The organism is Nonomuraea sp. NPDC049419, assembly GCF_040676995.1.
Lineage (GTDB): Bacteria > Actinomycetota > Actinomycetes > Streptosporangiales > Streptosporangiaceae > Nonomuraea > Nonomuraea salmonea.
The window spans coordinates 336,436-359,986 of the sequence record NZ_JBFAQB010000004.1 but is presented as its reverse complement, the minus strand read 5'-3'; the positions used below and the strand labels follow the sequence as shown (position 1 = coordinate 359,986).

Here is a 23,551-nt window from a genome sequence, read left to right as displayed (position 1 = left end):
CCTTTGGGAAATCGACGCGGGTCATGGCCGCTCGCGTGCGATTCCGGCGCGCCGGGTTCCCGGCAGAAACGACTCACTGATCGGAGAGAAACCTGTGAGGCTCACCAAGAAGGCCGCCGGTCTCATCGCCGCGGCCACGCTGTTCACCGTGGTCGCCCCCGCTGCCGCCGCGGTGGCCAGCCCCCGCTCGACCTGCTACGGCGGCCGGGTCTGCCTGTACGCCGGTTACGACTACAACCGCGGCCAGGTCGACCACTGGCGGGACTTCATCTCGGACGACTCCAACTTCGCCGACAACAACTGGCTGAACTGGGACTTCAGCAACTCCTGGCACAGCATGGACAACGAGACCAGCTCGGTGCGCAACCGCATCGGCTGCAGTGCGACGCTCTGGCAGCACCCCGGCTACACGGGTGCGCACAGCACGTTCACGCACAACTCGAACGACGGTTTCCTGGCGAACAACGCCATCGGCAACAACCGCGCCAGCGCGCTCGACATCTGGTGCCGCTGAGCGATAAAGGGAGTGCCGGTTTCCGGGCTTGGCCCTCGGAAACCGGCTGCCGCCGGCTCATCGCGAGCACTTTGGTGCTGGCGACGGCCGCGGCCTGCGGCGTCGAAGAGCCGGTGGCACCGCCCGCGCCCACCAAGGGCGTCACCTCGGTGTCACACCTCGTGCTCCCGTTCGACGCCTACAAGACCACTCCCGAGCAGCGGGCCGTGCTGGGCAACGCCCACAACCGTCTCGTCGTCAGGTGCATGCGCAAGCAGGGCATCACCATCGACCCGCCCGCCGAGAGCGCGGCCGCGATCGCCGCCGTGGATCCCGGCAACTCCCGCCGCTACGGCGTCACCGACCCGGACGCGGCCAAGCGGCACGGCTACCACCTGGCCAGGCCGCCCTCTCCCGACACGACCGGCGCCTGGGCCGGCAAGCTGCCCAAGCACACCCGCCACCGCCTGTACGGCACCGCGGCCGACCGCGGCTGCCTCGACCGCGCCACGCTCGCCCTGGACGAGGGGGCGCGCAAGGCGGACTGGCCGTGGCTGGCCCTGCAGGACTCGCTGACGCTGGAGCAGGCCGCCAAGCACCCGACGGTGACGGCGGCGGTCAAGCGCTGGCAGTCGTGCATGAGCCAGGCCGGCCACTCCTACCCCGCGCCCGAGGCCGCCATCGCCGACAGCCGCTGGAACCTGGACGAGCCCACGGCGGTGACGGAGGAGGAGCGGCAGACCGCGACGGCCGACACCACGTGCAAGTGGGCGTCGGGCCTGGTCGCGGCCTGGTACGCGGCCGACGCCGACCTGCAGAACGCCCTCATCCGCGACAATCCCGACCGCTTCGCCGCGCTGCGCCAGAACCTCAGGCAGCGCCTGGCCAGAGCCTCACGCCTGCTCTCCGAGGACGAACGCCGCCAGGTGAGCTGACTGGGCGAGCCTGCTGGGCTCGTGCACGTACATCATGTGGCCGGCCTCGTAGTACTTGAACTCGATGTTGCCGGTCAGCTCGGGCGGCACGGGCAGGTGGGCGAAGGTGTGCTCGGCGGCGAAGTACGGCGTGGCGCCGTCGTGGTAGCCGCAGGCGACGTGCACGCGCAGGTGCGGATTGGCCCGCATCGCCGCCCCCAGGCGGGAGGCGACCTGCACGTGCGCGTTCTCGAACTCCTTGTACGACCACGGCCGCACCCGCGAGGTGAGCACCTCGTACGGCAGGTCGTTGGCGTAGCCCAGGTCGGTGCGCAGGTAGTGGTTGAGCGCCGCGCTGTACGGCCCCATGATCGCGTCCATGCTGGGATCGGCGGCGAAGTGCTCGCGGCCGCCGTCGGGGTCCCAGCCGGTGAAGCGGCCGTCGAGCCGGCCGACGACCTGCCGCCGGTGGCGCAGCACCTCGGTGAAGAACCTGATGTGCTCGATGCGCAGGTCCACCCGGTCCACGTAGTCGGTGCTCAGCCCGGTCAGCCCGGCGACCTTGGCGACGGCCGCCGCGCGCTCCTCGGCGGTGAGCCGGTTGCCCCTGGCCAGCGCCCACAGGTAGTCGCGGTCGGCGTACTCCTCTGCCTCGCGCAGCACGTCGGCCAGCGGCCGGTCGCCGTGCAGGCCGTGGTAGTGGGCGATGGCCGCGTACGTCGGGAGGTAGAGCGCGTAGGCCAGGTCGTTGCCCTCGTTGAACTCGCCGGTGATGAAGTCGAGCACCGAGGAGATGAGCATGACGCCGTTGAGGTACATGCCGTAGCGCGACTGCAGGTGCTGGGCGAGCCCGGCGGCGCGCACGGTGCCGTACGACTCGCCGGCGAGGAATTTCGGCGACATCCACCGGCCGTTCCTGGTGGTCCACAGCCTGATCACCTCGCCGACCGACTCCAGGTCGCCGGTGAAGCCGTGGTACGGCTCCGCCTTCTCCCCTTGGGCGGCCCGCGAGTAGCCGGTGGAGACCGGGTCGATGAAGACCAGGTCGCTCACCCGCAGCAGGCTCTCCTCGTTGTCCACCAGCCCGTACGGGGGCGGCAGCAGCGCTCCGGCGTCGCCCATGACGACCCGGCGGGGCCCGAGCACGCCCAGGTGCAGCCACACGCTGGACGAGCCGGGCCCGCCGTTGAAGGCGAACGTCACCGGCCTGCTGCCGGGGTCGGCGCCGTCAAGGGTGTAGGCGGTGATGAACACCTCCGCCTTGGGGCGCAGGCCCTCGAACGTGCCGTCGGTGGTCACCTCCTCGCGCAGCACCATCGTGCCGGCGGTGGCGGTGTACGCCTGGCCGGACGGCAGGGTGTGGGAGGAGGTGACGAGGTTGTCGGCAGGGGCGGCTGGCTTCGACTCTTCAGACATATCGCCCCATTATGGTGCGATTTCCACCGCGGGATCCGCGAACCTCTCGTTGGGGACCGTCGCGTACCAGCCGGGACGCCCCGGATCGCGGTCGTACGGGTAGCCGCCCAGCTCCTTGTAGAGCTCGGCGTAGCGCGCCACCTGATCCCGGTCCAGCCGCACGCCCAGCCCTGGACCGGTCGGGACGGCGATGGCGCCCTCCGAGTACGCCATCTTCCCGCCCTCGATCACGTCGTCCCTGAGCTGGTGGTAGTGGGCGTCGGCGGCGTAGGTGAGGTTCGGCAGCACCGCACCGAGGTGCAGCATCGTCGCGAGCTGGATGCCCAGCTCCCCCGACGAGTGCACGGCCACCCCGAGCTGGAACGTCTCGCACACCCCCGCCGCCTTGACGCACGGCCTGATGCCGCCCCAGAACGTCGTGTCCAGCAGGATCACGTCGGCGCTCCTGCGCAGCACGTTGGAGGCGAGCTGCTCGAAGTTCACCACGACCGTGTTCGTCGCCAGCGGCACGCCGATCTGCGCGCGCACGGCCCGCAACCCTTCGAGCCCCCAGACCGGATCCTCCAGGTAGTCGTTGTTCAGGTGCTCGATCGCCTTGCCGAAGCGCAGCCCCTCGGCCACCGACAGCACCGCGTTGGGGTCGTACCTGAGCCGGTCGCCGGGGAACGCCTCGGCCAGCGCGCGGTAGCACTCCAGCTCGTGGTCCGGCGGGAAGACGCCGCCCTTGAGCTTGTGGACGGTGAACCCGTGCTCCTCCTTCAGCCGCGCCGTGTGCTCGACGAGCTGCTCGGGGGTGCGGATCTCGGCGTGGGCGTCGGAGGCGTACCGGAAGAACAGGTACGACGCGAACGGCACCGCGTCCCTGACGCGCCCGCCGAGCAGGTCGCTGACCGGCACCCCGAGGTGCTGCCCGACCAGGTCGAGGCAGGCGAACTCGATCGCGGCGAGCAGCTGCGTGCGGTTGTTGTAGAGCGAGGCCGTCGGGTTCGCGATCTTGAAGCGCAGCGCTTCGAGCTGGAACGGGTCGTGCCCCTTCAGGTACGGCAGGAGCGCGCGGAAGGCCGCTTCCGCGCTCTCCCCGCCGCCGCCCATCTCACCGAGCCCGATGAGCCCGTTGTCGGCCTCGACCTCGACGATCGTCCGGACGAAGCGCCCCCAGTGCGCGCCGTTGCTGTGCCGCAGCGGCGCCTCCAGGGGCACGGCCACCGTCGTGGCCCTGATGTCGACGATCTTCACTGGCGCGTCCCCCTGACCACGGCCACCCCGCACGCGGGCAACCGCACCTCGACCGGCTCCTGCCCCGGCAGCGTCACCGTGGTCTCCACCGGCTCGGCGGCCAGCGACTGCAGCCGCACGCCCTCCCAGCCGATCGAGGTGACCAGCACGTCGGGATGATCGACACGCACGTACGTCTCCGACACCTCAGGGCTGTCGGTGATCAACGCGCCCACGAACGGCTCGCAGAGCCCCGACGCCGCCGCCGCGCCGAGCCGCCGCCCGCCCGCGCCGCCCGTCCCGGACGTCACCGCGTACCGGAACGTCGTCTCGCCCTGCTGCTGCGCGGGGAAGTTGGTGTCCCAGATGTTGTTGAGCGCCCACGAGTAGACCGTGCCGTCCTCCTGGTCGAGGGTCGGCGGGAACGGCGCGTACGGCATGTGGATGGTGCCGAGCTGCACCAGCGGCGCCTCCAGCGTGGCCCAGGCGATGGTCAGCTCAGGGTCCTCGAAGGCGATCCAGTGCCTGATCGGCAGCATGTACTCGGCCGAGCCCGGCACTCTCGGCACATCGGGCCCGCCGACGCCGCCGGTCAGCTCCCAGGCCGTGGCCTGGCCCGCGGCGAACGGGAAGGCCAGGAAGACCGCCTCCTTCGCCGGGGTGCCCTGCTTGGCGAGCTGGTAGGTCAGGTCGAGCCTGGGCACGCCGTGGTGCAGCTCGATCGTGGTGCGGATCCAGTCCACGCCCTTGCCGCGCAGCTCCACGACCAGCTTCTCGCCCACGGCCGTGCGCCTGGCCTCGGTGATCCTGGCGTGCTCGCCGATCGCCCGGTCGCCGAGCAGCGTGCGGTCGTGCGCGCCGACGTGGCCCGACAGGTGGTTGAAGTGCGGGGCGGTGGCGTAGCGGTCGTAGACGTACTGGCCGAAACCGGCCGCCGCGTCGCCGTTGACCAGCTCGCGGCCTGCCCGCTTGTCGAAGATCGAGCCGATGCAGCCCTCGCGCACGTCGTACGCCACGCGGTAGAACTCGTTCTCGATCACCCCGCTCTCGTCCAGCTCGACCGGCTCCGGAGCCTGCGTCTCGCCGGGCACGACGTCGAGCCTGACGTAGCCGAAACCGGGCACGTCGGGCACGACCGCGTGCACGTGCCGGCCGATCGGCCTGGTCGGCCAGTCCGCCGGGTCCACCAGCTCCTCGTGGTGCGGCAGCCGCTCGCCGGTCCGCGCGTCCACGAGCGCGATCGGCACCTCCACGCCGACGACGTCCCGGGGCAGGAAGGCGCGGACGACGTCGGTGCGCGTCCACGTCGCCGGGTTGAAGACGGCGAACGACGACAGCGCGCCGCCCTCCGTGCCCGACTCCGTGCCCGACTCTGTGCCCGACTCCGACAGCGCCGCGCCGAACCTCCTGGCCGCCGCGTGCAGCAGGTCGGAGGCGTCGTCCTGGGCGTCGTACGCGCCGGACGACTTGCGCGTCCACTGCAGGCCGCCCGAATCGCCGCCCTCCTCGGCGTCCTCCCACGGGTTCGCCGCGCCCCACGTGTGCTCGTTGAACAGCGCGACCTTGTCGTACGCCGCGTCGATCCGCTCGGTCGCGTCCACCCCGGCCAGCGTGTGCAGCGTCTCGGCCACCCGCAGCGCCGACTGCGCCCTGCGCACGTAGCCCAGCGGGCGGGCACCCGAGCCGAGCCCGTCGGCCCACCAGTCGGTCCAGTCGCCCTCGTGCACCGCCAGGCGGTCGTGGTAGCGCTCCTCGACGTGCTCGAAGAAGTCGCTGTTGACCGCGCTGCGCAGCCGGGGGTAGGCCCACTGCTCGTTCCACCGCCGCGCGATCGTGGCCGGCACGATCGACGGCCCCGCGTTGTCGGCGTGCGCGCCCTGCACCCGCAGGTGCAGCACGTCCAGCTCGTACGGCTCCTTCGGCGCGTCGGGCCCCTGCCAGCCGAACGTGCCCGGCCCGTACGGGTAGCCGCGCGTCGCCAGCGCCGACAGGTAGCGCGGCAGCAGGTCGTCGGCCAGCTCGTAGGAGTCGGTCAGCCCGACCGTGTTGCCCTCCATGTACGCCATCCCGTGCGGCGTGTCGGTGAACCACACGAGGATCTCGTTGCCGCTCGGCGCCCGCCAGCGGAACGGCCGGCTCAGCTTGTCACCGCCGTGCAGGTACGGCACCGACCGCCCCGCCCAGTTGTGCGCCGCCGCGAGATAGCGCACGCCGTGCTGACTGAGCGCGTCCACGAGGCCCACGACCGCGCCGGGCACGTCGGTGTGCATGGCCGACTTCGTGGCGAAGCCGTAGCGGCGTTCGAGCTGCGCGGTGAAGCGCAGCTGCCGGTGCAGCTCCTCGGTCGAGCACGCCTCGGTGTGCAGCTGGAACGGCAGCGCCGTCACCTCGATCAGGCCCGCCCTGGCCAGCTCGGCGAAGGCGTCCACCATCTCCTTCGGCCGATGCTCCAGCCAGCGCAGCGCCGGCATGGACGACTCGACCGTCCAGCGGAACTTGGCGTCGTCCGGCCAGGACGCGGTCTCCTGCCCGAGGCGTACGGCCGCGTCGAGGTAGTCGAGGTGGTGACGCAGCACCGTGCCCTGCGGGTCGGTGTAGCCGATGTCGAGATGCGAGTGGTGCACCACGAACACGCTCCACTTGCGCTGCGGCGAAACCGTGATCTGCGCGCTGCCCACCACGCCCGCGTCGTCGCGGCACTCCAGCGTGAACACGCGCGGCGCGTCCACCTCCGGCACCAGCAACGTCACGTCGCGGCCCGACGCGCTGTCCACGCCCACCAGCACGTGGGTCAGCGGCTCGGTGCTGGAGACCCGGACCGCCTGGCGGCCGTCGTGGGTGAACAGCGGCAGCACCGCGACCCTGACCTCCAGCCCGCGCACGCTGAGCACGGGCGTCGAGGTGTCGTCTCGCAGCGCCTGCCTGATCCCGTCGTAGTCGGGACTCCCCAGGCTGCGCTGGAGCAACCGGCTGGTCATTGAACACTCCCTAGAGACAGGCCCCTGGCGAAGAGGCGCTGGGTTGCCAGGAACAACACCACGGTCGGCAGCGAGACCACGAGCCCGGCGGCCAGGCCGACCGGGACCGGGGTGCCGGCGTACACGTCGGTCATGAGGCCCGCGATGGCGGTCATGACCGGGCGTACCTCCTCGGTCTGGCTCAGGGTCAGGCCGAAGATGAGGTCGTTCCAGATGAAGGTGAACTCGAGGATGAACACGGCGGCCAGCGCCGTGAACGAGATCGGCAGGTAGATGCGCCAGAAGATGCGCCACGTCGAGGCGCCGTCCATGCGGGCCGCCTCGAAGACCGAGAACGCGACGCCGCTGTAGAAGTTGCGCAGCACGAACGCGGCCAGCGGCACGTTGATCGCCGTGTAGATGAGGATCATGCCGAGGCGGCTGTCGTACAGGCCGGCGTCGCTGTAGCCGACGAACAGCGGCACCAGCAGCATCTGCGAGGGGAAGATCGTGCCGCCGAAGATCAGCAGGAACCACCAGAACCCGTAGCGCAGTCTGAGCACCACGATCACGTAGCCCGCCAGCGCGCCGACGAGCACGCCGAGCAGCGGCGAGACGATGCTGTAGAGCGCGGTGCTGGCCAGGCTCCGCGTCAGGTCCGCGCTGTCCAGCGCGATGGCGAAGTTGTCGAACAGGGCGAAGTCGCCCGAGGGCACCCACGCGCCGGCCGGGTCGTAGGAACCGGCCGGCCGGGAGGCGTTGACGAGCAGCAGGTACGTCGGCCCGAGCCAGATCAGCCCGAGCACGACGAGCACGGCACGGCGGATCACGTGGCCGTCACCTGCCTGCGCAGATAGAGGTAGGAGGCCAGCCCGGTCACCACGGTCAGCAGCACCGCCACCGCCGAGCCGTAGCCGTAGTCGCTGGCCACGAACGTCTCCTTGTACATGGTCACCGCGAGCGTCTCGGAGTTGCGTCCAGGGCCGCCCTGCGTCAGCACCCACACGATGTCGAACGTCTTCAGCCCGGCCACCAGCGCGAGCCCCACCACGACCGCCGTCAGCGGCCGCATGAGCGGCCAGATCACGTGCCGGAACAGCCGCCACCCCGACGCGCCGTCCATCCGCGCCGCCTCGATCGGCTCCTTGGGGATCGACTGCAGGCCGACGACGAACAGCAGCGTGTTCACGCCGAGCTGCTGCCAGGTCCAGACCGCGAGCATCGCGAACGTGTTCACCGGCGCGTCCTGCAGGAACGCGGTGTCCACGCCGAGCAGCACGTTCGCGATGCCGCCGTGCGACAGGATCGGGCTCCACACCATGGCGAGGCCGGCGCCGCTCAGCGCGTACGGGAGCATGAACGGCACCCGGAACCAGGCGCCGCCCTTGATGTCGTACGACAGCACCGCGACCAGCAGCCCGAGCCCGACCGGCAGCGCCATCGTGCCGATCACCCAAATCAGCGTGTTGCGGATCGAGGTCAGCAGCGCCGCGTCGTCGAAGAGCTTGCCGAAGTTCGCCAGGCCGTTCCAGACCGGCGGCTCCAGCCCGTCGTAGGTGGTCAGGCTGAGGTAGGCGGTCCACAGGAACGGCGCGTAGAGCAGCACCGCGACCAGCAGCGCCGCGGGCGCCACGTACCCGTGCCGGAACCGGCCGAGCAGCGGGGCGCCCCGTTTCAGCTGCGACTGGGATGGCACCGCACTCACTGATGCGTGCTCCAGTACTCGTCGGCGGCCTTCTGGATGGTCTCCAGGACCTCCTTGTACGACGCCGGCTCGGTGACGAACTTGCTGAACCCGTCGAGCGCGGCCGTCAGGATCGGTGGCGGCGTCGCCTCGAAGTAGCGGTTGACCAGGCGGTACTTCCCGCCGCCCGCGTCCTTGGTGACCGTGCCGAGCACCTTGTCGTCGATCGTCACCTTCGGGTTGGCGCTGACGTCACCGCGGCTCTTGGCCCACTTGTCCTGCGCCTCCGAGGTGGTCCACCACTTGAGGTACTTCATGCTGGCGTCGGGGTCGGCTGCCTTGGTGAGCGAGCACAACGGGCCGCTCTCGAAGATCATCGACGTCTTGGGCAGGGCCGGGTTGACGTTGGGGATGACGAAGAAGTCGTAGTCGGTGCCGGCCTTCATGTCGCGGCTGGTCATGCTGGTGTTGAACCAGGTGCCGAACGTCACCATCGCGGCCTTGCCGTTCTTGAGGACGTCGCCCGGGTCTGTTTTGTCGCCCGGATTGATGAAATATCCGGCGTCGATGAGCTGCTTCCACCGCTCCATCACCTGCACCACGCCCGGGTCGGTGTACTTGGCCTGGCCGGTGGCGAGGCGGTCGTACAGGTCGGGGTCGGTGCCGGCCAGCAGCTGCTCGAACCAGACGAAGGAGAACAGCACGCTGGTGTGGTAGAACGCCTTGACCCCGTTCTTCTTCAGGGTCTCCGCCGTCTGGACGAGCTCGTCCCAGGTCTGCGGCGGCTTGAGGTCATACTCGTCGAAGATCTTCTTGTTGTAGAACATCCCCCAGTAGGCGACGTTCATCGGCACGCAATACTGCTTGCCACCGACCGTGTAATAGGGCAGCAGGTCCTGCGACAGGTCGCCCGCCTTGATCGCCTCCTGCCAGATGGCCGAGGTGTCGGCCACCTGCTTCTGCTTGACGATCTCCTCCAGCATCCCCCCGGTCTGCCAGGTGAACAGGTCCGGCTTGACGTTCGTGCGGAACGACGCCTTGATGAACGCCTGGTACTGCGCCGAGTCCGTGTAGCCCGTCGGCTTCATGCCCAGGCCGATCTGCTGCTTCGACAGCGCGCCCATCTCATCGAAGAACTTCGACCACGCGCCCTTGTCGTTGTAGAGCGTCAGCTCCGTCTTCTTCTGCTGCTCGCCGGCGCCGTTGCCACCGCAGGCGGCCAGGACGAGCGCCGCCACGCCGAGCGTGGCCACACGTGACCGGAACATGAGCCGGCCTCCTTGGATCTCATCGGGGGGATTGCAACCTGTGCTCGATAACGGTCTTCACATCGACCAGGTGGGCCCGCATGCGCTCCTCGGCCTGCGCCGCGTCGCGTGCTTCGATGGCCCCCAGGATCGCCAGGTGCTCCTCGTAGTCGCGGCGCCGGTCGTCGAAGATCTGCAGGATCTCGCGCTGCTCCGGACCGTGCACGGTCAGCAGCGAGTCGACCACCTCGTGCAGGACGCTGTTGCCCGCCAGCCGGGCGGTCGCCCGGTGGAAGGCCATGTTCGCGTCGTGCAGCTCGGCGTCCTCGCCGCGCAGATGCCTGCCCGCCTCGTCGAGCACCCGCCGCAGCGCTGCCAGCTCCTCACCGGCGGCGTGCTCCGCGGCCATCGCCGCCAGCGGCGGCTCGATCACGATCCGCGCGCCGAGCAGCTCCAGGAGCTGGGGGGCGTGCATCTCGCGCATGTTCGGATTGGGCAGCACCAGCCGCTCTATCGCGGGCCCGACATAGATGCCGGAACCGTGCCGCATCTCGATGGCCCCGGTGGCCTCGAGCCTGCGCAGCGCCTCGCGCAACGTCGGGGTGGTGACGGCGAAGCGCTGGGAGAGCTCCCTGGTCGAGGGCAGCCTGTCGCCGGGCCGGTGCCCGCCTGTACGGATGAGCTCCAGCATGCGCTCGGTGAGCGCGTCGGAAAGCGAGGGCCGCGTTACCTCGGACATATCAAGTGATCTAATCACTTTTCCGGGATGGCGTCTATGAGGGATACCGTTTCGTCACAGACTGCGTGGTGAGACGGGCTCTCGCCGCGTTGCTCAGCCCTGATGAGCAGGCTCTCAGGCTTGGCTAGCGCTTGAGCAGCTTGAGCATCATGTCGATCTGCCCCTTACGGGAGCTCTGCACCTGTGCGGCCCACTTCTGCACCTCGGGATTGGCCCCCTTCGCCACCTCGGACACCGCCATCTGCACGGCGTCGTCCTGGTGCGCGATGAGCAGGTTGAGCAGGTCGTACTCGAAGTTGCTGGACGCCTTGAGCTCCTGGATGCGCTTGGCGTCGGTCTCCGGCATGCCACCGTGGTGGTCGTGCGCGCTGCTCGGCGGCGTGAGCGGCTGGTCCCAGTCGCGCAGCCAGCGCGTCATCATCTCGACCTCGTCCTGCTGCGTGGTCTCGATGGCCGAGGTGAGGGTTTTGACCTCGGGGTCGGTGGCCTGCGACGTACCGACCTTGGCGATCTCGATGCCCTGCCGATGGTGCTGCACCATCATCTGCACGAACATCACGTCCTCGGCGTTCACCGGGGGCTCGTCCCCCTGCCCGCCGCCGCAGGCCGTGATGAGCAGGAGCCCGAGGACCGCTAAGACCGTACGCAACCGCCTCAACTCCCGCTTATCAGCCAGGAAACCTTCCTATTCGAAGATCCCCGCCCACGCAAGGGCCCGCCGCGCAGCAGCTCCTCGAACGCGGCCCGCTCGTGCCCGATGGCCTCAACCCGTCCGGCCGCCTCCCCCACATCCTTGAGCGCCCACCCCAGCACCACCTCAGGACACGTCCTGCGCCTGCCCTCCCCCGCCTTGACCGGCCCGACCTCGCCGAGCCCCGCCGACCGGTGCCCCGCCATCCTCTGGAGATGCTCCGCCAGCCGTTCAAGACCGCCGTCGTCACTCCCGAGCCGCTGTTCGAGCGTGCCGCCACGAACATCCTCGACGACCGCCACCTCACCCGGATAGAGCCGCCCACTCCCGTCCACGAACCGCAACTCCGGCACCCGCACACCCAGCTCGCTGAACTCCCGATGCGCCGCCAGAAACAGCCCCATCTCCGACTTGTCGGCGCCCGGCCCCCAGAAGTTCTCATCGGCGGCCCACACGTAGAGGACGACGCTGGGCCCGCGCTCGAACGTCAGCCGATAGACCCCCTTCCTGGTGCCACCCCGCAACCGCTCCACCCGTTCGAGCTTTTCACCGAACGCCTCGCGTACCAGGGGACCAAGGTCTTCCTTAGAAGCGAACCGCCGTTCCGTGCTCACAGGTCATGCTCAAGGAAGTGCCGCATCGGCCGGAACCCCAGCTCGGTGAAGAAGGCCAGCGCGGCCTCGTTGAAGTGCCACACGTCGGTGAGCACGGAGGTGCACCCCGCCTCTCTGCCGGCCTCGCGTACCGCCCGGGCGAGAGCCGACCCGACCCCCGACCTTGCCACGCCAGGATCGACCGCGATGTGCTCGATGGACACGAAACTCCGCGCCCGCAGCATCACGTCACCTTCGCGCCGATGCACGACCCCGGTCACGTACCCGACCGCCCGCCCCCGTTCCTCGGCCAGGAACGCCAGCGCCCCCTCCCTGCCCAAGAACCGCACGAAGAGCCGCGCCACCTCCTCCTTGTCCCCGGCCGACACGAACACATCGGGCCGCGCCTCGACATGCAGCGCATGAACGATCTCATTCAACTGGGCCAGCACCACCGCATCCGCCTCAGTGGCCCGCCGCACCTCGATCTCCGTCACCGCGCAATGATCCCGACCCCAGGCAAGGACGGCCACGGGTTTATCCGCCCACACCGCGCCGGCTCATCACCGCATCAGCAGCATCAGACGCCGCAAGCAGAAAGCCAAGCCCCAAAAGATCCCTGACACGGACACGCCCCCTTCGCTTCAGCACCGACCCCCGATCCCGCCATCATGCCGACCCTGCCCGGGTATGGCGACCCCTGCCGCGCGTCGGCGATGCTGGGGCGCGTGGAGTATGTGTCCAGAGTGCCGGAACCACCGTTGGACGGCCTGATCGACGACCTCTACTACTTGGAGGGTGCGCCCCCATACCCCAGGCTGATACTCCCTCCGATGCCGTCCGCCGTGCTCATCATCAACCTCGGAGACCCGTTCCGCATCGGGACTGCCGACTACGGCGACGGCTGCGTCCTCACCACCCCCACCCACGCCGTCGAGTTCGGCTACCCGCCCGCCACCCGCTCGGTCGGGGTGCACTTCAAGCCGTGGGGCCTGGCCCCGTTCCTGCCGATGCCCGCGAGCGAACTGCGCGACCGCCCGGTCACGGTCGAGCAGGTCTGGGGCCGTCCCGCCGCCTTCGAGCTGCGCGAGCGCTTGGCCGCGGCGGCCGGGCCGTACGAGATGCTCGCTTGTCTGGAGACCGAGCTGACCCGCCGCCTCCGCGACACCGCCGGCCTCCGCCTGGTCCGCCACACGAGCGGCGTCATAGCGGCGGCCATGGGAAGGGTCGCCATCGGCGACCTGAGCGTGGCGGCGGGCGTCAGCAGCACGCACCTGGCCCAGCGGTTCAAGGACCTCATCGGCCTCACGCCGAAGCGGCTCGCCCGTACGTACCGCTTCGCCGCCACCGTGACGGCGATCGACCCGATGGGCCCGATCGACTGGGGCGACCTCGCCACCCGCGCCGGCTACTTCGACCAGGCTCATTTCACCCACGAGTTCCGCACATTCACCGGCCTGACCCCCACCCGGTACGTCGAGGTAAGGCGCCGCTTCCTCAGCGAACACCCCGGCCACGCCCTGAACGTCGGCCCACTCCCCGCCGTTTGATTTCTTACAAGCCCCCGCCCCCGAGGACACGCCAGTATGGGCCTCATGGGCAAGGTCATCATGTACGCCACCGTGTCGGTGGACGGTTTCATCGCGAAGGACAACGACGAGGTCGGCCCGCTGTTCGACTGGATGGCCGGCGGCGACGTCCCGCTCAAGGAGAACGGCCAGATCAAGGTGACGCAGGCCTCGTACGACTACGTCCGGCCGTACTGGGACGAGATCGGCGTCACGATCGCCGGCCGCCACGTCTTCGACCTGACCGGCGGCTGGGACGGCAAGCCCCCGGCCGACATCGACCACGTGGTGGTCGTCACCCACCGCCCGCAGCCCGCCGACTGGGACCCGCAGGCCCCCTTCCACTTCGTGAGCGGCATCGAAGCCGCCATGGCCAAGGCCCAGGAGCTGGCCGGCGACCGCACGGTGGAGGTGGCCGCAGGAGACGTCGGCGGCCAAATGCTGGCCGCCGGCCTGGTGGACGAGGTGGCCATGGACGTGGCCCCGGTGATCCTCGGCACCGGCAAACGCTACTTCGGCACGCTGAACGCCATTCACCTACTCAAAGACCCCCACGTGGTGATCCAAGGCACCCGAGTCCTCCACCTCCGCTACCGAGTCCGCCACTGACCTCCACTGAACACCGGTCCGGGTTCCGCCGCAACTGCTCGGCACACCACCGAAAGTGCCCATCCTCCGCACCCATGCCGAACAGATCGTAAGTAGTGAGCGCGTACACAGCCTGGTACACGCGCAGAACATCAGCCGAGTACGAAAGCTCCCGCGCAAAGTGAACCGCGCCGGGTTTGATGGAGGCCGGAGCAACTGGCAGGGGCGAGAATAGCGGCGCCGGTCTCTGTGCAGCGGGCCACGCGGATGCCTTGCCGGTTGAGTTCCTTCCAGATCTTGCGCACGCCGTACACGTCGTAGTTGTCGCGCCAGATGCGGGTGATGTGGTCGATTAGCTGCCGGTCGCGCAGTTCCCGCGCCGAGGGCGGCCGGCTCTCGCCAGCAGCCGTCCGGTGCCGTCACAGGTCAGATGGATCTGGCCGGTCAACCCGCCACGGGATCGGTCGAGGGCGTGGTCCGTCTCCTGTCCGCGCGGGTGTCCCCTTTTCGGGCGCCGGTCGCGTGCTGGTGCGTCCGCACGATGGTGGAGTCCACCGTCACCAGCCGGTCAATGTCGCCGCTCGCATCGGCCCGGGCCTGCACCGCCTGCAGCATCGCGGTGACGTGCCGTCCAGGCTCCAGCGCCGGAACCACCTATGCAGGCTCTGCCAGGGCCCGTACCGGGGTGTCGCATCCCGCCAGGCCACACCGGTACGGATCTTCCACACGATCCCGTTCAGCACCCGCCGGTCATCCTCCCGAGGACGCCCTAACGGCGCCGCGGGAAGAAACGGCCACAAGGAGCAACTGCGCCGGAGATCAACAGCGGTGTGCAGGTCGTGAAGAACTGTGACAGCGCCAACGACAACCTCTTCTACGGGCCCTGAGGAGTTCTGACCGACCGCGAGTACGTCGAGGTGCAGGCTCACGGAGGAGGATCGGCGCGCGCTCAGCCCGCTGTTCTGGGCACATGTGAACCTCTACGGCCGGTTCCGATCGGACATGGATTCCCATTTCGGCCTCACCGTGGCGTGAGTGGGCCTCCGACGGGACGGTGCAGCGGTTCGAACCACGTCATGCTTACGGACCGCACGCCTTCATCCGCGCACGGGCCCGGCTTCGGGGTGCGCCCTCTTCGTGGCATGCCACCATCGTCGGCCGAGCCGCCTCCGGGATGTCGGTCAGCAGCAGAACATCAGATAGTTCTGCAGGTCACCGAGGATGCGGGCGACGCTGTCGCGGTCACCCGCGATACAGCACTTCGTTGCCATCGCGGCGGGAGGTGACGATGCCGCCGCGGCGGAGGGGCGAGCTGCTGGGAGGCAGTGGACTGGCTGATGCCGGCACGTGCGGCGACCTGGTTGACCGACAGCTCGGCGTCTTGGGGCGGACAGCAGCATGATCTGCCGGCGTCCGTGGCCGGCCAAGACTTGGAGGAAGTGCGCCCGTGCCGTGCCGGATCGGGTCAGGTGTTGCGGCGGCGCCGGTAGTAGGCGTAGGTGGCGGCGGCAAGCAGGGGTCCCCACAGCAGCAGCGGGAGGTAGCAAAGGTAGTAGATCGCCGCCTCCCAGCCGCCTGCTTGGGTGGGGAAGTTGGCGGGAGTCGGCTCGCCTCGCAGGTTCACTCCGACGAGCTCGGTGACGACGGCGGCTGTCCACAAGATCGTCAAAACCATGGCGCCGAGACCGGCGGGGATGACGGCGACCGACGTCGGCACTCTGCGGCCACCCAGCCCGGGAACCCAGCGCGGGAAGCGCTCGCCCCAGGCGGCGACCAGTCCGACGGCCGCGAACGCCACCAGCTCCGACACGACAGACAGCAGGACGACGTAGGCCCGCTCGCCGATCGGCAGCCCATCGCCGAACGCGAACGGCAGCCGCCAGAGGCCGGACGGCAGCACGGTGAATGGGATGGCGTAGGCGGCGATCCGCGCCCAGCGGGGCACCCCGGCCACCGAGGCATGGGCGGCCCTCCACGCGTTACGCAGCCGCCCGGTGGCCACCGGCGCGTTCATGGTCGATTCTGCTGTTCCGGTGGTCATGGCAGCCGGCAGCGGCGCGCCGAGGATCCGATCAGTTCTCGTCATGCCGAACACGCTAGGAACGACCGGACCCGGCCGCCTCCCCCTGGCGAGGGAGTACGCCGGACGCGCCGTCGGTTAACGTCGATCGTCGTGAAGCGTCACATCGTCCGGGCCGTGCGGGCCGGAATTTACCAACTGCTGGGCGCCGCGCTGCTGACTCCGGTCGCCGTGGTGCTCGGCCTGCCCATTTTGACCGAGTGGACGCCGGGGCGTGTGCTGGTGTTATGGGCGGCCTGCCTGCCGGCCTCCGTGCTGCTTGCCCTGACGCCGCTGATGCGGCGTCTGGAGGCGGCCGCGTTGTCGGAGCTGCTCGACGTCGAGGTACCCAAACAGGCCGACCGCGTCTACCTGGTGGTGCTGACCGGCCTGCACCTCTACGTCGGTGGCACACTGAGCGCGGGCATCCTGGCGCTGACGCCCGGACTGGTGTCGCTGCCCGAACTGGCGCGGGCGGGGCTCGGCGAGCCTGCCGAAGTGCTCTTGATCGCCGCCATCGTACTGACCGTGATGGTCGCCGCGGGACTCGGCCAGCGCTGGGCGGCGCGCCGGCTGCTGCGTACCGAGCCATCACGCGTGATCGACGAGCTCGGCCGCCGCCAGAGCCTTGCCCTGGAACTGCACGACTCCGTAGGTCACGCTCTCAGTGTCGTCCTCGTGCAGGCGATGGCCGCTCAGGCGGCGTTGCAGCGGACCAAGCCTGCGCTCGCCGTACAGTCGCTGGAGCACCTGACGGCCACGGCCCGCAACGCCCAGCAGGACCTGGACGTACTGTTGAGCGTGCTCGACAACGACGGCACCACCCAGACTCCTACGCTGGAGTCCCTTTACACGCTCACCCGCGGCCTCGACGTGCACATGAACGTCATCGAACACCTTGACAAGGTCCCGGCCGCAGCCTCGCGCACGGCCTTCGCGCTCGCGCGGGAGGCGCTCACCAACGCCCTGCGTCACGGGCGCGGCCCGGTCACGCTGGACGTCGCCGTCGGCGCCGACCTGGTCCTGACGGTGGACAACGCGGCCGCGGGCAGCCCCGGCGGACAGGGGCGCGGCCTGACCGGCATGCGCATGCGGGCCCGCCTGGCCGGCGGCACGTGTACCTGGGAGGAGGCGGACGGGACGTGGCGCGTTCAGGCGAGGCTGCCGCTGTGATCCGGGTCGTTCTGGCCGACGACGAAAAGCTGATCCGTTCGGGCTGGACGACCATGCTGTCCCTGCACGACGACATCGCGGTGGTGGGCGAGGCGGGCGACGGCCGCGAAGCCGTCGACGCGGGCACCGGCGCGGACATCGTGCTGATGGACATCCGCATGCCCCGCATGGACGGCCTGGCCGCGACCCAGGAGCTCGCCCGCCACTCCCCGGCGACGCGCGTCATCGTGGTCACCACGTTCGAGAACGACCAGCTGGTCTGGGGCGCCCTGCGCGCCGGCGCCGCGGGCTACGTGCTCAAACGCGCGCCCGCCGACGAACTGGTGGAAGCCATCCGGCTGGTGCACTCACGCGACGCGCTGCTCTTCCCCGACGCGCTGCGCCGCATCGCCTCCCCTCACGTCGGTACAGCCACGCCTCGCGTGCCGGTCGAGTTGACCCCTCGCGAACTGGACGTCCTGCGGCACATCGCGCTCGGGCAGAACAACGCGGAAATCGCGGCCGCCCTGCACGTCACCAAGGAGACGGTCAAGACACACGTCGGCAATGTCCTGGGCAAGCTCGGCGCCCGCGACCGCACCCAGGCGGCCGTGCTGGCCTACGAACTCGGCCTCGTCTTCGCCGGCGCGCAAAGGCCGGTCCCCAAGGCGGGCGATTGGTCATCATAGGGCGGACACCTCGCAGATCGAGTTGAGTGTTGCGGAAGATTTCGTACGCCGTCACACGCATAAGAACTTGAGCAGTATTTGGGCCGCCATAACCCTAAATCCAACGTCGAGTGATCACAGCGGCAAGGCGTCTCGCGCCTGGCCCACCACCCTCGCCATGTCAATCTCCTGGCCGGTCGCCACCGAGCTCGGGGCGGTTCACTGTCGCCTCGTCCCGGAAAACGATGGTGGGGCCAAGCGCCCCATCCGATGGCTGCTCAGGCGGGATGCGCCGACCGGGAGGAGTCCCAAAGCGCGGCGCCGCCGACGACCACTGCCGCCAGGACGGCCAGGGCGAGAGGCGGCACGAGCGACGACGCCACCAGGACGACCGGCGCGGCGACGACGAGCACGGCGATGGCGACGAGCCTGCTCGCCGGTATGCGACCGAACACGACACGCTGGAACACCGCGTGCCCGGCCAGGAACAGCGCGGGGCCGCCCAGGACGGTGAGGGCGGTGCCCGCCGTGACCGGGCCGAGCGGGTGCGCGATCGCCAGTTCGTCGCCCACGGCCGCGACGATGATCCCGGCCACGAGGGGGATGTGGCCGTAGGTGTAGGCCGACCGGCCGACTGACCTCGGTCTGCGGCCGCCCATTCACCCAAACCTTGGCCACCCGCCCGTCACCGAGCGCGTACACAACCCCCTCAACCCCAATTCCGATCCGCCGCACATCGGTATACCCACGCGCACGGAAGTACTCAATCCAAGAATCCCCGCCACTCACCATTACGTCTCCCGCTGAAATCTCCATCCACGCGTTGAACCAGCAACCGTATAGCCTTTACCGTTCAATCCATGATCAACCAAGGCGGGGCCGAAGAAAGCACGCAGTCTGCCGAACCGCACAACGCTGATCTGGGCCGCTCCCGTCGAGTCGTTCTGCGCCGCATGACCAGCCACGACCAGGACCAGTTCCTCGAACGAGTCCGTGCCACGGACGGCCTGAACCTCCCCACCACCCCGGAAGCGTTCCAGACCTTCCTCAGCCGATTCGGCGAGGGCCGATCCGCCGATGCCTTACTGGTCTGCCTCCGCGACACCGGCGCCATCGCCGGCAATATCAACATCAACAGCATCATCCGCGGCCGCTTCCAGAACGGCTCACTGGGCTACGCCGCCTTCGCTCCCTACGCCGGCCGCGGCTACATGTCAGAAGCCCTGGCCCTGGTCCTGCGCCACGCGTTCATCACCCTGCAGCTGCACCGACTGGAAGCCCACATCAGCCCCACCAACCAGCCGTCCATCAACCTGATCAAGCGCCACGGTTTCCGTTACGAGGGCTACTCGCCCGACCTCTTGTTCATCAACGGCGCCTGGCGAGGGCACGGCCGATGGGCCCTCACCAACGACATGCACGGCACCGTCCCCGAAACCCCTCACCCCACACTGCCCACCCCCTGATATCCGAGGCCGCAAGAGGCGGTTGTCGTTACACGTTCGACGGGGCGTCCTGAGGTGCCAGGAAGTGAAACTCAGCGAATCTGCCAAAGCCGCTCATCCACACGAACGCCGGGCAACCCCGGCACCGGCGACGTGGCCGCGTAGAGCATGGACCTGCCGTCTTCGTCGTCCAACTCGGCGAGGATGCGGCTGCCGTCGGCCAGGATCACCGTCCATAGTCCCGGCGGTTCGGTATCGCCGTACAACACGTACACGCCGAAATGCGCCGCAAACCTCTCGATGAACTCCCGGCGGCCCACCCGATCGACGAGCCGCCCCTCAATCCCCACGTCGAACCGCATCGCGAAGTGACCCCGGGCCTCCTCGTAAGTGCAGAAGGCCGCGAACACCACATGCTGCGGAACATCCCGCAGGTCATCGTTGACCCGATCGGCGTGACCAACGTACAACTCGTGCTCGGCGATCCCGAAGCAGTCCAGCAGGAATCCGCGCAACTCGTCCTCCGGAACAAGGCGCGAGACCAGACCGTCGTACCCCGTGGCCCGGGTCTCCGTCACAAGCCCAACTTACGCACCCCTCGCCCCCGCTGTCGCCAGCATTTCGCTCACGCTCAGAAAGCCTGCAAACCCAACTCTCGATGAGGCGCCCGTCGTTGAGGTGTTCTCGACACCTTCTATGCCAGAGGTACACGTCAAGCGTTGTTCGAGTTGCCTGTTCGGCAGCACACCATATCTGGTGAAATGTGGCCGGCAGGCGCTAATTTCCGCACATGACAACGAGGAGTAGGAGCAAGAGGAAGGGCAACTTAGCCAAGTACTGGGGCTTCATCCCCTTTACATTGCTGATTGCAGCCCTAGCTGGCTGGATGCCCGAAGTTGCCCCCGTGATGATCCTCGGCTTAGCCGCTCTGTCCAGCTACTTCTTCGTCTTCGGGATGCCGGTCTGGTGTGGAGCGCTCAACCGAGACGGCACGACCTGCCGCGAAAACGCGTACGGCCTCCTCTTGGGCTGCTACCGGCGCCAGCATAAGTGGCAGAAAGTCAAGATGCGTTTCGCGCGGACCAAATGGGCCAAGCTGAATCGGGGGTTGTGGACTCAGCCCCGCGAATGCTTGGCAACCATCGGAGCCATCATCGCGATTCTGGGCGGGATAGCAGCCTTCGTGCCCCTTCCTTGGATGCCAAAGTAGGGCAGCAGACACATGGGGCGTCGAAACTCGTCTAGGCCCCTCACACATGACGTTGCTGGGCTCAACCCGCCTCCCCGGTGACGTTAGCCCGCGTGGTGACGGCGACGGCTGAAAACTGACCCTCTACGGGCGTCTGAAAACGGACCCACCTCACAGCCCAGCAGGGCTATAGCCAGAGAGGTGCTGAACGTGGAGGACTGGGCGGAGATCCGCCGCTTGCACAGATCAGAGGGCATGCCGATCCGGGCGATCACCCGCAAGCTCGGGGTGGGGCGTAACACCGTGCGGCGGGCGCTGGCCTCGGACGAGCCCCCGAAGTACGTACGCACGCCGAAAGGATCGATCGTGGATGCGGTCGAGCCGCAGATCCGGGAACTGCTGCGCCAGTGGCCGGACATGCCCGCGACCGTGATCGCCGAACGGATCGGCTGGACCAGATCTCAGACGGTGCTCAAAGACCGGGTGCGGGAGTTGCGGCCGTTGTTCAGGCCGCCGGACCCGGCCTCGCGCACCACCTATCAGCCGGGTGAGCTCGCGCAATGCGACCTGTGGTTCCCGCCGGTCGACGTCCCGCTGGGATACGGGCAGGCAGGACGTCCGCCCGTGCTGGTCATCGTGTCGGGCTACTCCCGGTGGATCAGCGCCCGCATGGTCTCCACCCGGCAGGCGCCCGACCTGATCGCGGGGCACTGGAGGCTGCTGCAGCGCCTGGGCGCCGTGCCGAAGAAGCTGGTCTGGGACAACGAGTCCGCGATCGGCCGCTGGAACGCGGGAAAGCCGCAGCTGACAGCGGCGATGAACGCCTTCCGCGGCAGCCTGGGCATCCAGGTGCTGCAATGCCGGCCCGCCGACCCCGAGGCCAAAGGCCTGGTCGAACGCGCCAACGGCTACTTGGAGACATCGTTCCTGCCCGGCCGGACGTTCACCTCACCGGCCGACTTCAACACCCAGCTCGACTCGTGGCTGCAGCTGGCCAACGCCCGCCATCACCGCCGGATCGAATGCCGGCCGCTGGACCGGCTGGCAGCCGACCTGGCCGCGATGGTCGCCCTGCCCGCGGCTGCACCGCAGATCGGCTGGAACACCTCGGCGAGGCTGCCGCGCGACCACTACGTCCGGCTGAACGCCAACGACTACTCCGTGCATCCGGCCGCGATCGGCCGCCTGGTCGAGATCCGAGCAGATCTCGACCACGTCACCGTGACCTGCGGCGGCGTCAACGTCGCCCGGCACGAACGCTGCTGGGCCGCCCACCAGACGCTCACCGACCCGCAGCACCTGGCCGCCGCCCGCACGTTCCGCAGCCAGCGCCTGAGCACGGTCCCCGCGGCGCTGACCGAAGTCGAACAGCGCCGACTGTCCGACTACGACGACCTGTTCGGCCTGAACGACACCGATGAGCAGGTGGCGCTGTGATGGCCGCCAAGAACACCAGCCGCAACGTCGCCTCCGAACTGGCCTACCTGACCCGGGCACTGAAGGCACCCTCGCTGGCCGCCGCGATCGAGCGGCTGGCCGAACGGGCCCGCGCCGAGGAATGGACACATGAGGAGTTCCTCGCCGCCTGCCTGCAACGCGAGGTCGCCGCCCGCGAGGCGCACGGCGGGGAAGGCCGCATCCGCCAGGCCCGCTTTCCCGCCCGCAAGTCCCTGGAGGAGTTCGACTACGACCACCAGCGCTCCTTGAAGCGTGACACCATCACCCATCTGGGCACGCTCGACTTCGTCACCGCCAAGGACAACGTCGTCTTCCTCGGCCCGCCCGGCACTGGCAAGACCCACCTGTCCATCGGGCTGGGCATCCGCGCCTGCCAAGCCGGCCACCGCGTCCTGTTCGCCACCGCCGCCGAATGGGTCGGACGTCTCGCCGACGCCCACCACGCGGGCCGGCTGCAGGAAGAACTCATCCGCCTGGGCCGCATCCCGCTGCTGATCATCGACGAGGTCGGCTACATCCCGTTCGAGGCCGAGGCCGCCAACCTGTTCTTCCAGCTCGTCTCCAGCCGCTACGAACGAGCCAGCCTGATCGTCACCAGCAACAAACCCTTCGGCCGCTGGGGCGAGGTCTTCGGCGACGACGTCGTCGCCGCCGCGATGATCGACCGGCTCGTCCACCACGCCGAAGTCATCTCGATGAAGGGAGACAGCTACCGCCTCAAAGACCGCGACCTCGGCCGCATCCCACCGGCCAAGACCAACGAGTGAAGACCATCAGACGGGTCCGTTTTCACGCGTCGCTGCTGGGTCCGTTTTCAGACGCCGTTGACACGTGGGTCATCTGCAAGTCGCCTCCCCAACTTCGGGCGATGACAGCTCCATCCTCGAACTCGAAGGCCATGCGCATGCGTTGGCCGGACAAGTCATCGAACTCCTCGACCAAGCGCCGCAACCGCTGACCGATGTACCTCACGAAGGGAACTTCATCGGGAGCGGCGATCACATCCACGCGACTGCCCAACTCCTCCATCACGTAGCCCTCCCTCGGCTCCTCGGAGTCGATCCTGAGTTCCCAGTCAGCGGCAACACCTAGGTTGACAGTCAACGTCTCGAATCTGAGCCAGACCTCGCCTATGACCGGGGCTTCAGATCGATGTGTGAACTGACTTGCTACCACGCCCGCCAAGCGCAGATTCTCCAGGGCAGTCACATCCACCGGATCAGCCTAGTCCTAGCCCATCGATGAGCATCGGCTGCAGGGGTTGCTGTATGGCGCTGCTGTACGGAGATCAAAAAGGCCCTCCCGGATCATCCGGGAGGGCCTTTGAGCTGGGAGCCGCCTTGGGGATTCGAACCCCAGACCCCTTCATTACGAGTGAAGTGCTCTGGCCGACTGAGCTAAGGCGGCATCTGCCGTGCAGCGTGAAAGAGTCTACAGGAGCCCGAGGGGTTCTCGCTCCCATCGGTCCGCCGATG

At 68.7% G+C, this 23,551-nt stretch carries 24 protein-coding genes, 1 tRNA gene and 2 pseudogenes; 10 read left to right on the top strand and 17 right to left on the bottom strand.

Going from position 1 to position 23,551, the window contains the following annotated elements:
- Positions 1-94 precede the first annotated feature (94 nt).
- Together AB0K12_RS15715 and AB0K12_RS15710 are read left to right on the top strand one after the other, a co-directional pair.
- Complete coding sequence (locus AB0K12_RS15715; protein WP_355412676.1) at positions 95-514, top strand: peptidase inhibitor family I36 protein; 420 nt, start codon at positions 95-97, stop codon at positions 512-514.
- A 71-nt stretch (positions 515-585) separates the two neighbouring features.
- Positions 586-1,428, top strand: a complete 843-nt coding sequence (locus AB0K12_RS15710; protein WP_364560649.1) for a hypothetical protein — start codon at positions 586-588, stop codon at positions 1,426-1,428.
- On the opposite strand, the gene AB0K12_RS15705 is transcribed toward AB0K12_RS15710, so the two are convergent.
- The 10 genes from AB0K12_RS15705 to AB0K12_RS15660 form a co-directional block, all read right to left on the bottom strand.
- Positions 1,387-2,823, bottom strand: coding sequence for a peptidase S10 (locus AB0K12_RS15705; protein WP_364560646.1), 1,437 nt, complete (start codon positions 2,821-2,823; stop codon positions 1,387-1,389). The two genes, AB0K12_RS15710 and AB0K12_RS15705, sit on opposite strands and share 42 nt — an antisense overlap.
- Before the next feature lie 9 nt (positions 2,824-2,832).
- Positions 2,833-4,059 carry an enolase C-terminal domain-like protein gene (locus tag AB0K12_RS15700; RefSeq protein WP_364560643.1) on the bottom strand — a complete coding sequence of 409 codons (1,227 nt, stop codon included), beginning with the start codon at positions 4,057-4,059 and terminating at the stop codon, positions 2,833-2,835.
- Positions 4,056-7,016: a glycoside hydrolase family 38 C-terminal domain-containing protein gene (locus tag AB0K12_RS15695; RefSeq protein ID WP_364560639.1), complete on the bottom strand. Its 2,961-nt coding sequence runs from the start codon at positions 7,014-7,016 to the stop codon at positions 4,056-4,058. The genes AB0K12_RS15700 and AB0K12_RS15695 overlap by 4 nt, the downstream gene beginning before the upstream one ends.
- On the bottom strand, positions 7,013-7,825 hold the full coding sequence (locus tag AB0K12_RS15690) for a carbohydrate ABC transporter permease (RefSeq protein WP_364560636.1): 813 nt from the start codon (positions 7,823-7,825) through the stop codon (positions 7,013-7,015). The genes AB0K12_RS15695 and AB0K12_RS15690 overlap by 4 nt, the downstream gene beginning before the upstream one ends.
- Positions 7,822-8,700, bottom strand: a complete 879-nt coding sequence (locus tag AB0K12_RS15685) for a sugar ABC transporter permease (protein WP_364560633.1) — start codon at positions 8,698-8,700, stop codon at positions 7,822-7,824. Before AB0K12_RS15685 ends, AB0K12_RS15690 begins: the two co-directional genes overlap by 4 nt.
- On the bottom strand, positions 8,697-9,947 hold the full coding sequence (locus AB0K12_RS15680) for an ABC transporter substrate-binding protein (protein WP_364560630.1): 1,251 nt from the start codon (positions 9,945-9,947) through the stop codon (positions 8,697-8,699). The genes AB0K12_RS15685 and AB0K12_RS15680 overlap by 4 nt, the downstream gene beginning before the upstream one ends.
- Positions 9,948-9,966: 19 nt before the next feature.
- Positions 9,967-10,665: an FCD domain-containing protein gene (locus AB0K12_RS15675; protein ID WP_364560627.1), complete on the bottom strand. Its 699-nt coding sequence runs from the start codon at positions 10,663-10,665 to the stop codon at positions 9,967-9,969.
- Between the two features lie 124 nt (positions 10,666-10,789).
- On the bottom strand, positions 10,790-11,314 hold the full coding sequence (locus AB0K12_RS15670) for a DUF305 domain-containing protein (protein WP_364560625.1): 525 nt from the start codon (positions 11,312-11,314) through the stop codon (positions 10,790-10,792).
- A 5-nt stretch (positions 11,315-11,319) separates the two neighbouring features.
- Positions 11,320-11,970 carry a hypothetical protein gene (locus AB0K12_RS15665; protein ID WP_364560622.1) on the bottom strand — a complete coding sequence of 217 codons (651 nt, stop codon included), beginning with the start codon at positions 11,968-11,970 and terminating at the stop codon, positions 11,320-11,322.
- Complete coding sequence (locus AB0K12_RS15660; protein ID WP_364560619.1) at positions 11,967-12,446, bottom strand: GNAT family N-acetyltransferase; 480 nt, start codon at positions 12,444-12,446, stop codon at positions 11,967-11,969. The genes AB0K12_RS15665 and AB0K12_RS15660 overlap by 4 nt, the downstream gene beginning before the upstream one ends.
- Before the next feature lie 174 nt (positions 12,447-12,620).
- On the opposite strand from AB0K12_RS15660, the gene AB0K12_RS15655 reads away from it, so the two are divergent.
- Both AB0K12_RS15655 and AB0K12_RS15650 read left to right on the top strand, forming a co-directional pair.
- A complete protein-coding gene (locus AB0K12_RS15655) occupies positions 12,621-13,499 on the top strand; it encodes a helix-turn-helix domain-containing protein (RefSeq protein WP_364560616.1) in 879 nt (292 codons plus the stop codon).
- 45 nt (positions 13,500-13,544) lie between these two features.
- Entirely contained in the window at positions 13,545-14,126 is a 582-nt protein-coding gene (locus AB0K12_RS15650) for a dihydrofolate reductase family protein (protein WP_364560614.1), read from the top strand.
- 227 nt (positions 14,127-14,353) lie between these two features.
- On the opposite strand, the pseudogene AB0K12_RS15645 reads toward AB0K12_RS15650, so the two are convergent.
- From AB0K12_RS15645 to AB0K12_RS15635, 3 genes and pseudogenes are all read right to left on the bottom strand, one after another.
- Positions 14,354-14,473, bottom strand: a pseudogene (locus AB0K12_RS15645) (IS3 family transposase); the annotation flags it as partial.
- A 29-nt stretch (positions 14,474-14,502) separates the two neighbouring features.
- A pseudogene (locus AB0K12_RS15640) lies at positions 14,503-14,878 on the bottom strand (IS5 family transposase); the annotation flags it as partial.
- A 692-nt stretch (positions 14,879-15,570) separates the two neighbouring features.
- On the bottom strand, positions 15,571-16,191 hold the full coding sequence (locus AB0K12_RS15635; RefSeq protein ID WP_364560612.1) for a hypothetical protein: 621 nt from the start codon (positions 16,189-16,191) through the stop codon (positions 15,571-15,573).
- Between the two features lie 87 nt (positions 16,192-16,278).
- Between AB0K12_RS15635 and AB0K12_RS15630 the strand changes: the two genes are divergently transcribed.
- Entirely contained in the window at positions 16,279-17,337 is a 1,059-nt protein-coding gene (locus AB0K12_RS15630) for a histidine kinase (RefSeq protein WP_364560610.1), read from the top strand.
- The gene (locus tag AB0K12_RS15625) at positions 17,334-18,005 is read left to right on the top strand and encodes a response regulator transcription factor (RefSeq protein WP_364560608.1); all 672 of its coding nucleotides are present in this window, start codon (positions 17,334-17,336) and stop codon (positions 18,003-18,005) included. The genes AB0K12_RS15630 and AB0K12_RS15625 overlap by 4 nt, the downstream gene beginning before the upstream one ends.
- Before the next feature lie 257 nt (positions 18,006-18,262).
- Here AB0K12_RS15625 and AB0K12_RS15620 read toward each other — a convergent pair whose 3' ends face one another.
- Positions 18,263-18,643 (bottom strand): low temperature requirement protein A, encoded by a 381-nt coding sequence (locus AB0K12_RS15620; RefSeq protein ID WP_364560605.1) that lies wholly within the window; start codon positions 18,641-18,643, stop codon positions 18,263-18,265.
- A 201-nt stretch (positions 18,644-18,844) separates the two neighbouring features.
- On the opposite strand from AB0K12_RS15620, the gene AB0K12_RS15615 reads away from it, so the two are divergent.
- A complete protein-coding gene (locus tag AB0K12_RS15615; RefSeq protein WP_364560602.1) occupies positions 18,845-19,450 on the top strand; it encodes a GNAT family N-acetyltransferase in 606 nt (201 codons plus the stop codon).
- 71 nt (positions 19,451-19,521) lie between these two features.
- Here the strand turns inward: AB0K12_RS15615 and AB0K12_RS15610 are convergent, their stop codons facing one another.
- Positions 19,522-20,007: a hypothetical protein gene (locus AB0K12_RS15610; RefSeq protein ID WP_364560599.1), complete on the bottom strand. Its 486-nt coding sequence runs from the start codon at positions 20,005-20,007 to the stop codon at positions 19,522-19,524.
- A gap of 212 nt (positions 20,008-20,219) precedes the next feature.
- Between AB0K12_RS15610 and AB0K12_RS15605 the strand changes: the two genes are divergently transcribed.
- From AB0K12_RS15605 to istB, 3 genes are all read left to right on the top strand, one after another.
- Positions 20,220-20,639 (top strand): hypothetical protein, encoded by a 420-nt coding sequence (locus tag AB0K12_RS15605; RefSeq protein WP_364560596.1) that lies wholly within the window; start codon positions 20,220-20,222, stop codon positions 20,637-20,639.
- Between the two features lie 180 nt (positions 20,640-20,819).
- Positions 20,820-22,055: an IS21 family transposase gene (gene istA / locus AB0K12_RS15600; protein WP_364560594.1), complete on the top strand. Its 1,236-nt coding sequence runs from the start codon at positions 20,820-20,822 to the stop codon at positions 22,053-22,055.
- Positions 22,055-22,843: an IS21-like element helper ATPase IstB gene (gene istB, locus AB0K12_RS15595; protein ID WP_364560591.1), complete on the top strand. Its 789-nt coding sequence runs from the start codon at positions 22,055-22,057 to the stop codon at positions 22,841-22,843. The genes istA and istB overlap by 1 nt, the downstream gene beginning before the upstream one ends.
- Positions 22,844-22,865: 22 nt before the next feature.
- On the opposite strand, the gene AB0K12_RS15590 is transcribed toward istB, so the two are convergent.
- Both AB0K12_RS15590 and AB0K12_RS15585 read right to left on the bottom strand, forming a co-directional pair.
- The gene (locus AB0K12_RS15590; RefSeq protein ID WP_364560588.1) at positions 22,866-23,291 is read right to left on the bottom strand and encodes a hypothetical protein; all 426 of its coding nucleotides are present in this window, start codon (positions 23,289-23,291) and stop codon (positions 22,866-22,868) included.
- Positions 23,292-23,409: 118 nt separating this feature from the next.
- Positions 23,410-23,483 (bottom strand) — tRNA-Thr (locus AB0K12_RS15585).
- Positions 23,484-23,551: the final 68 nt, after the last annotated feature.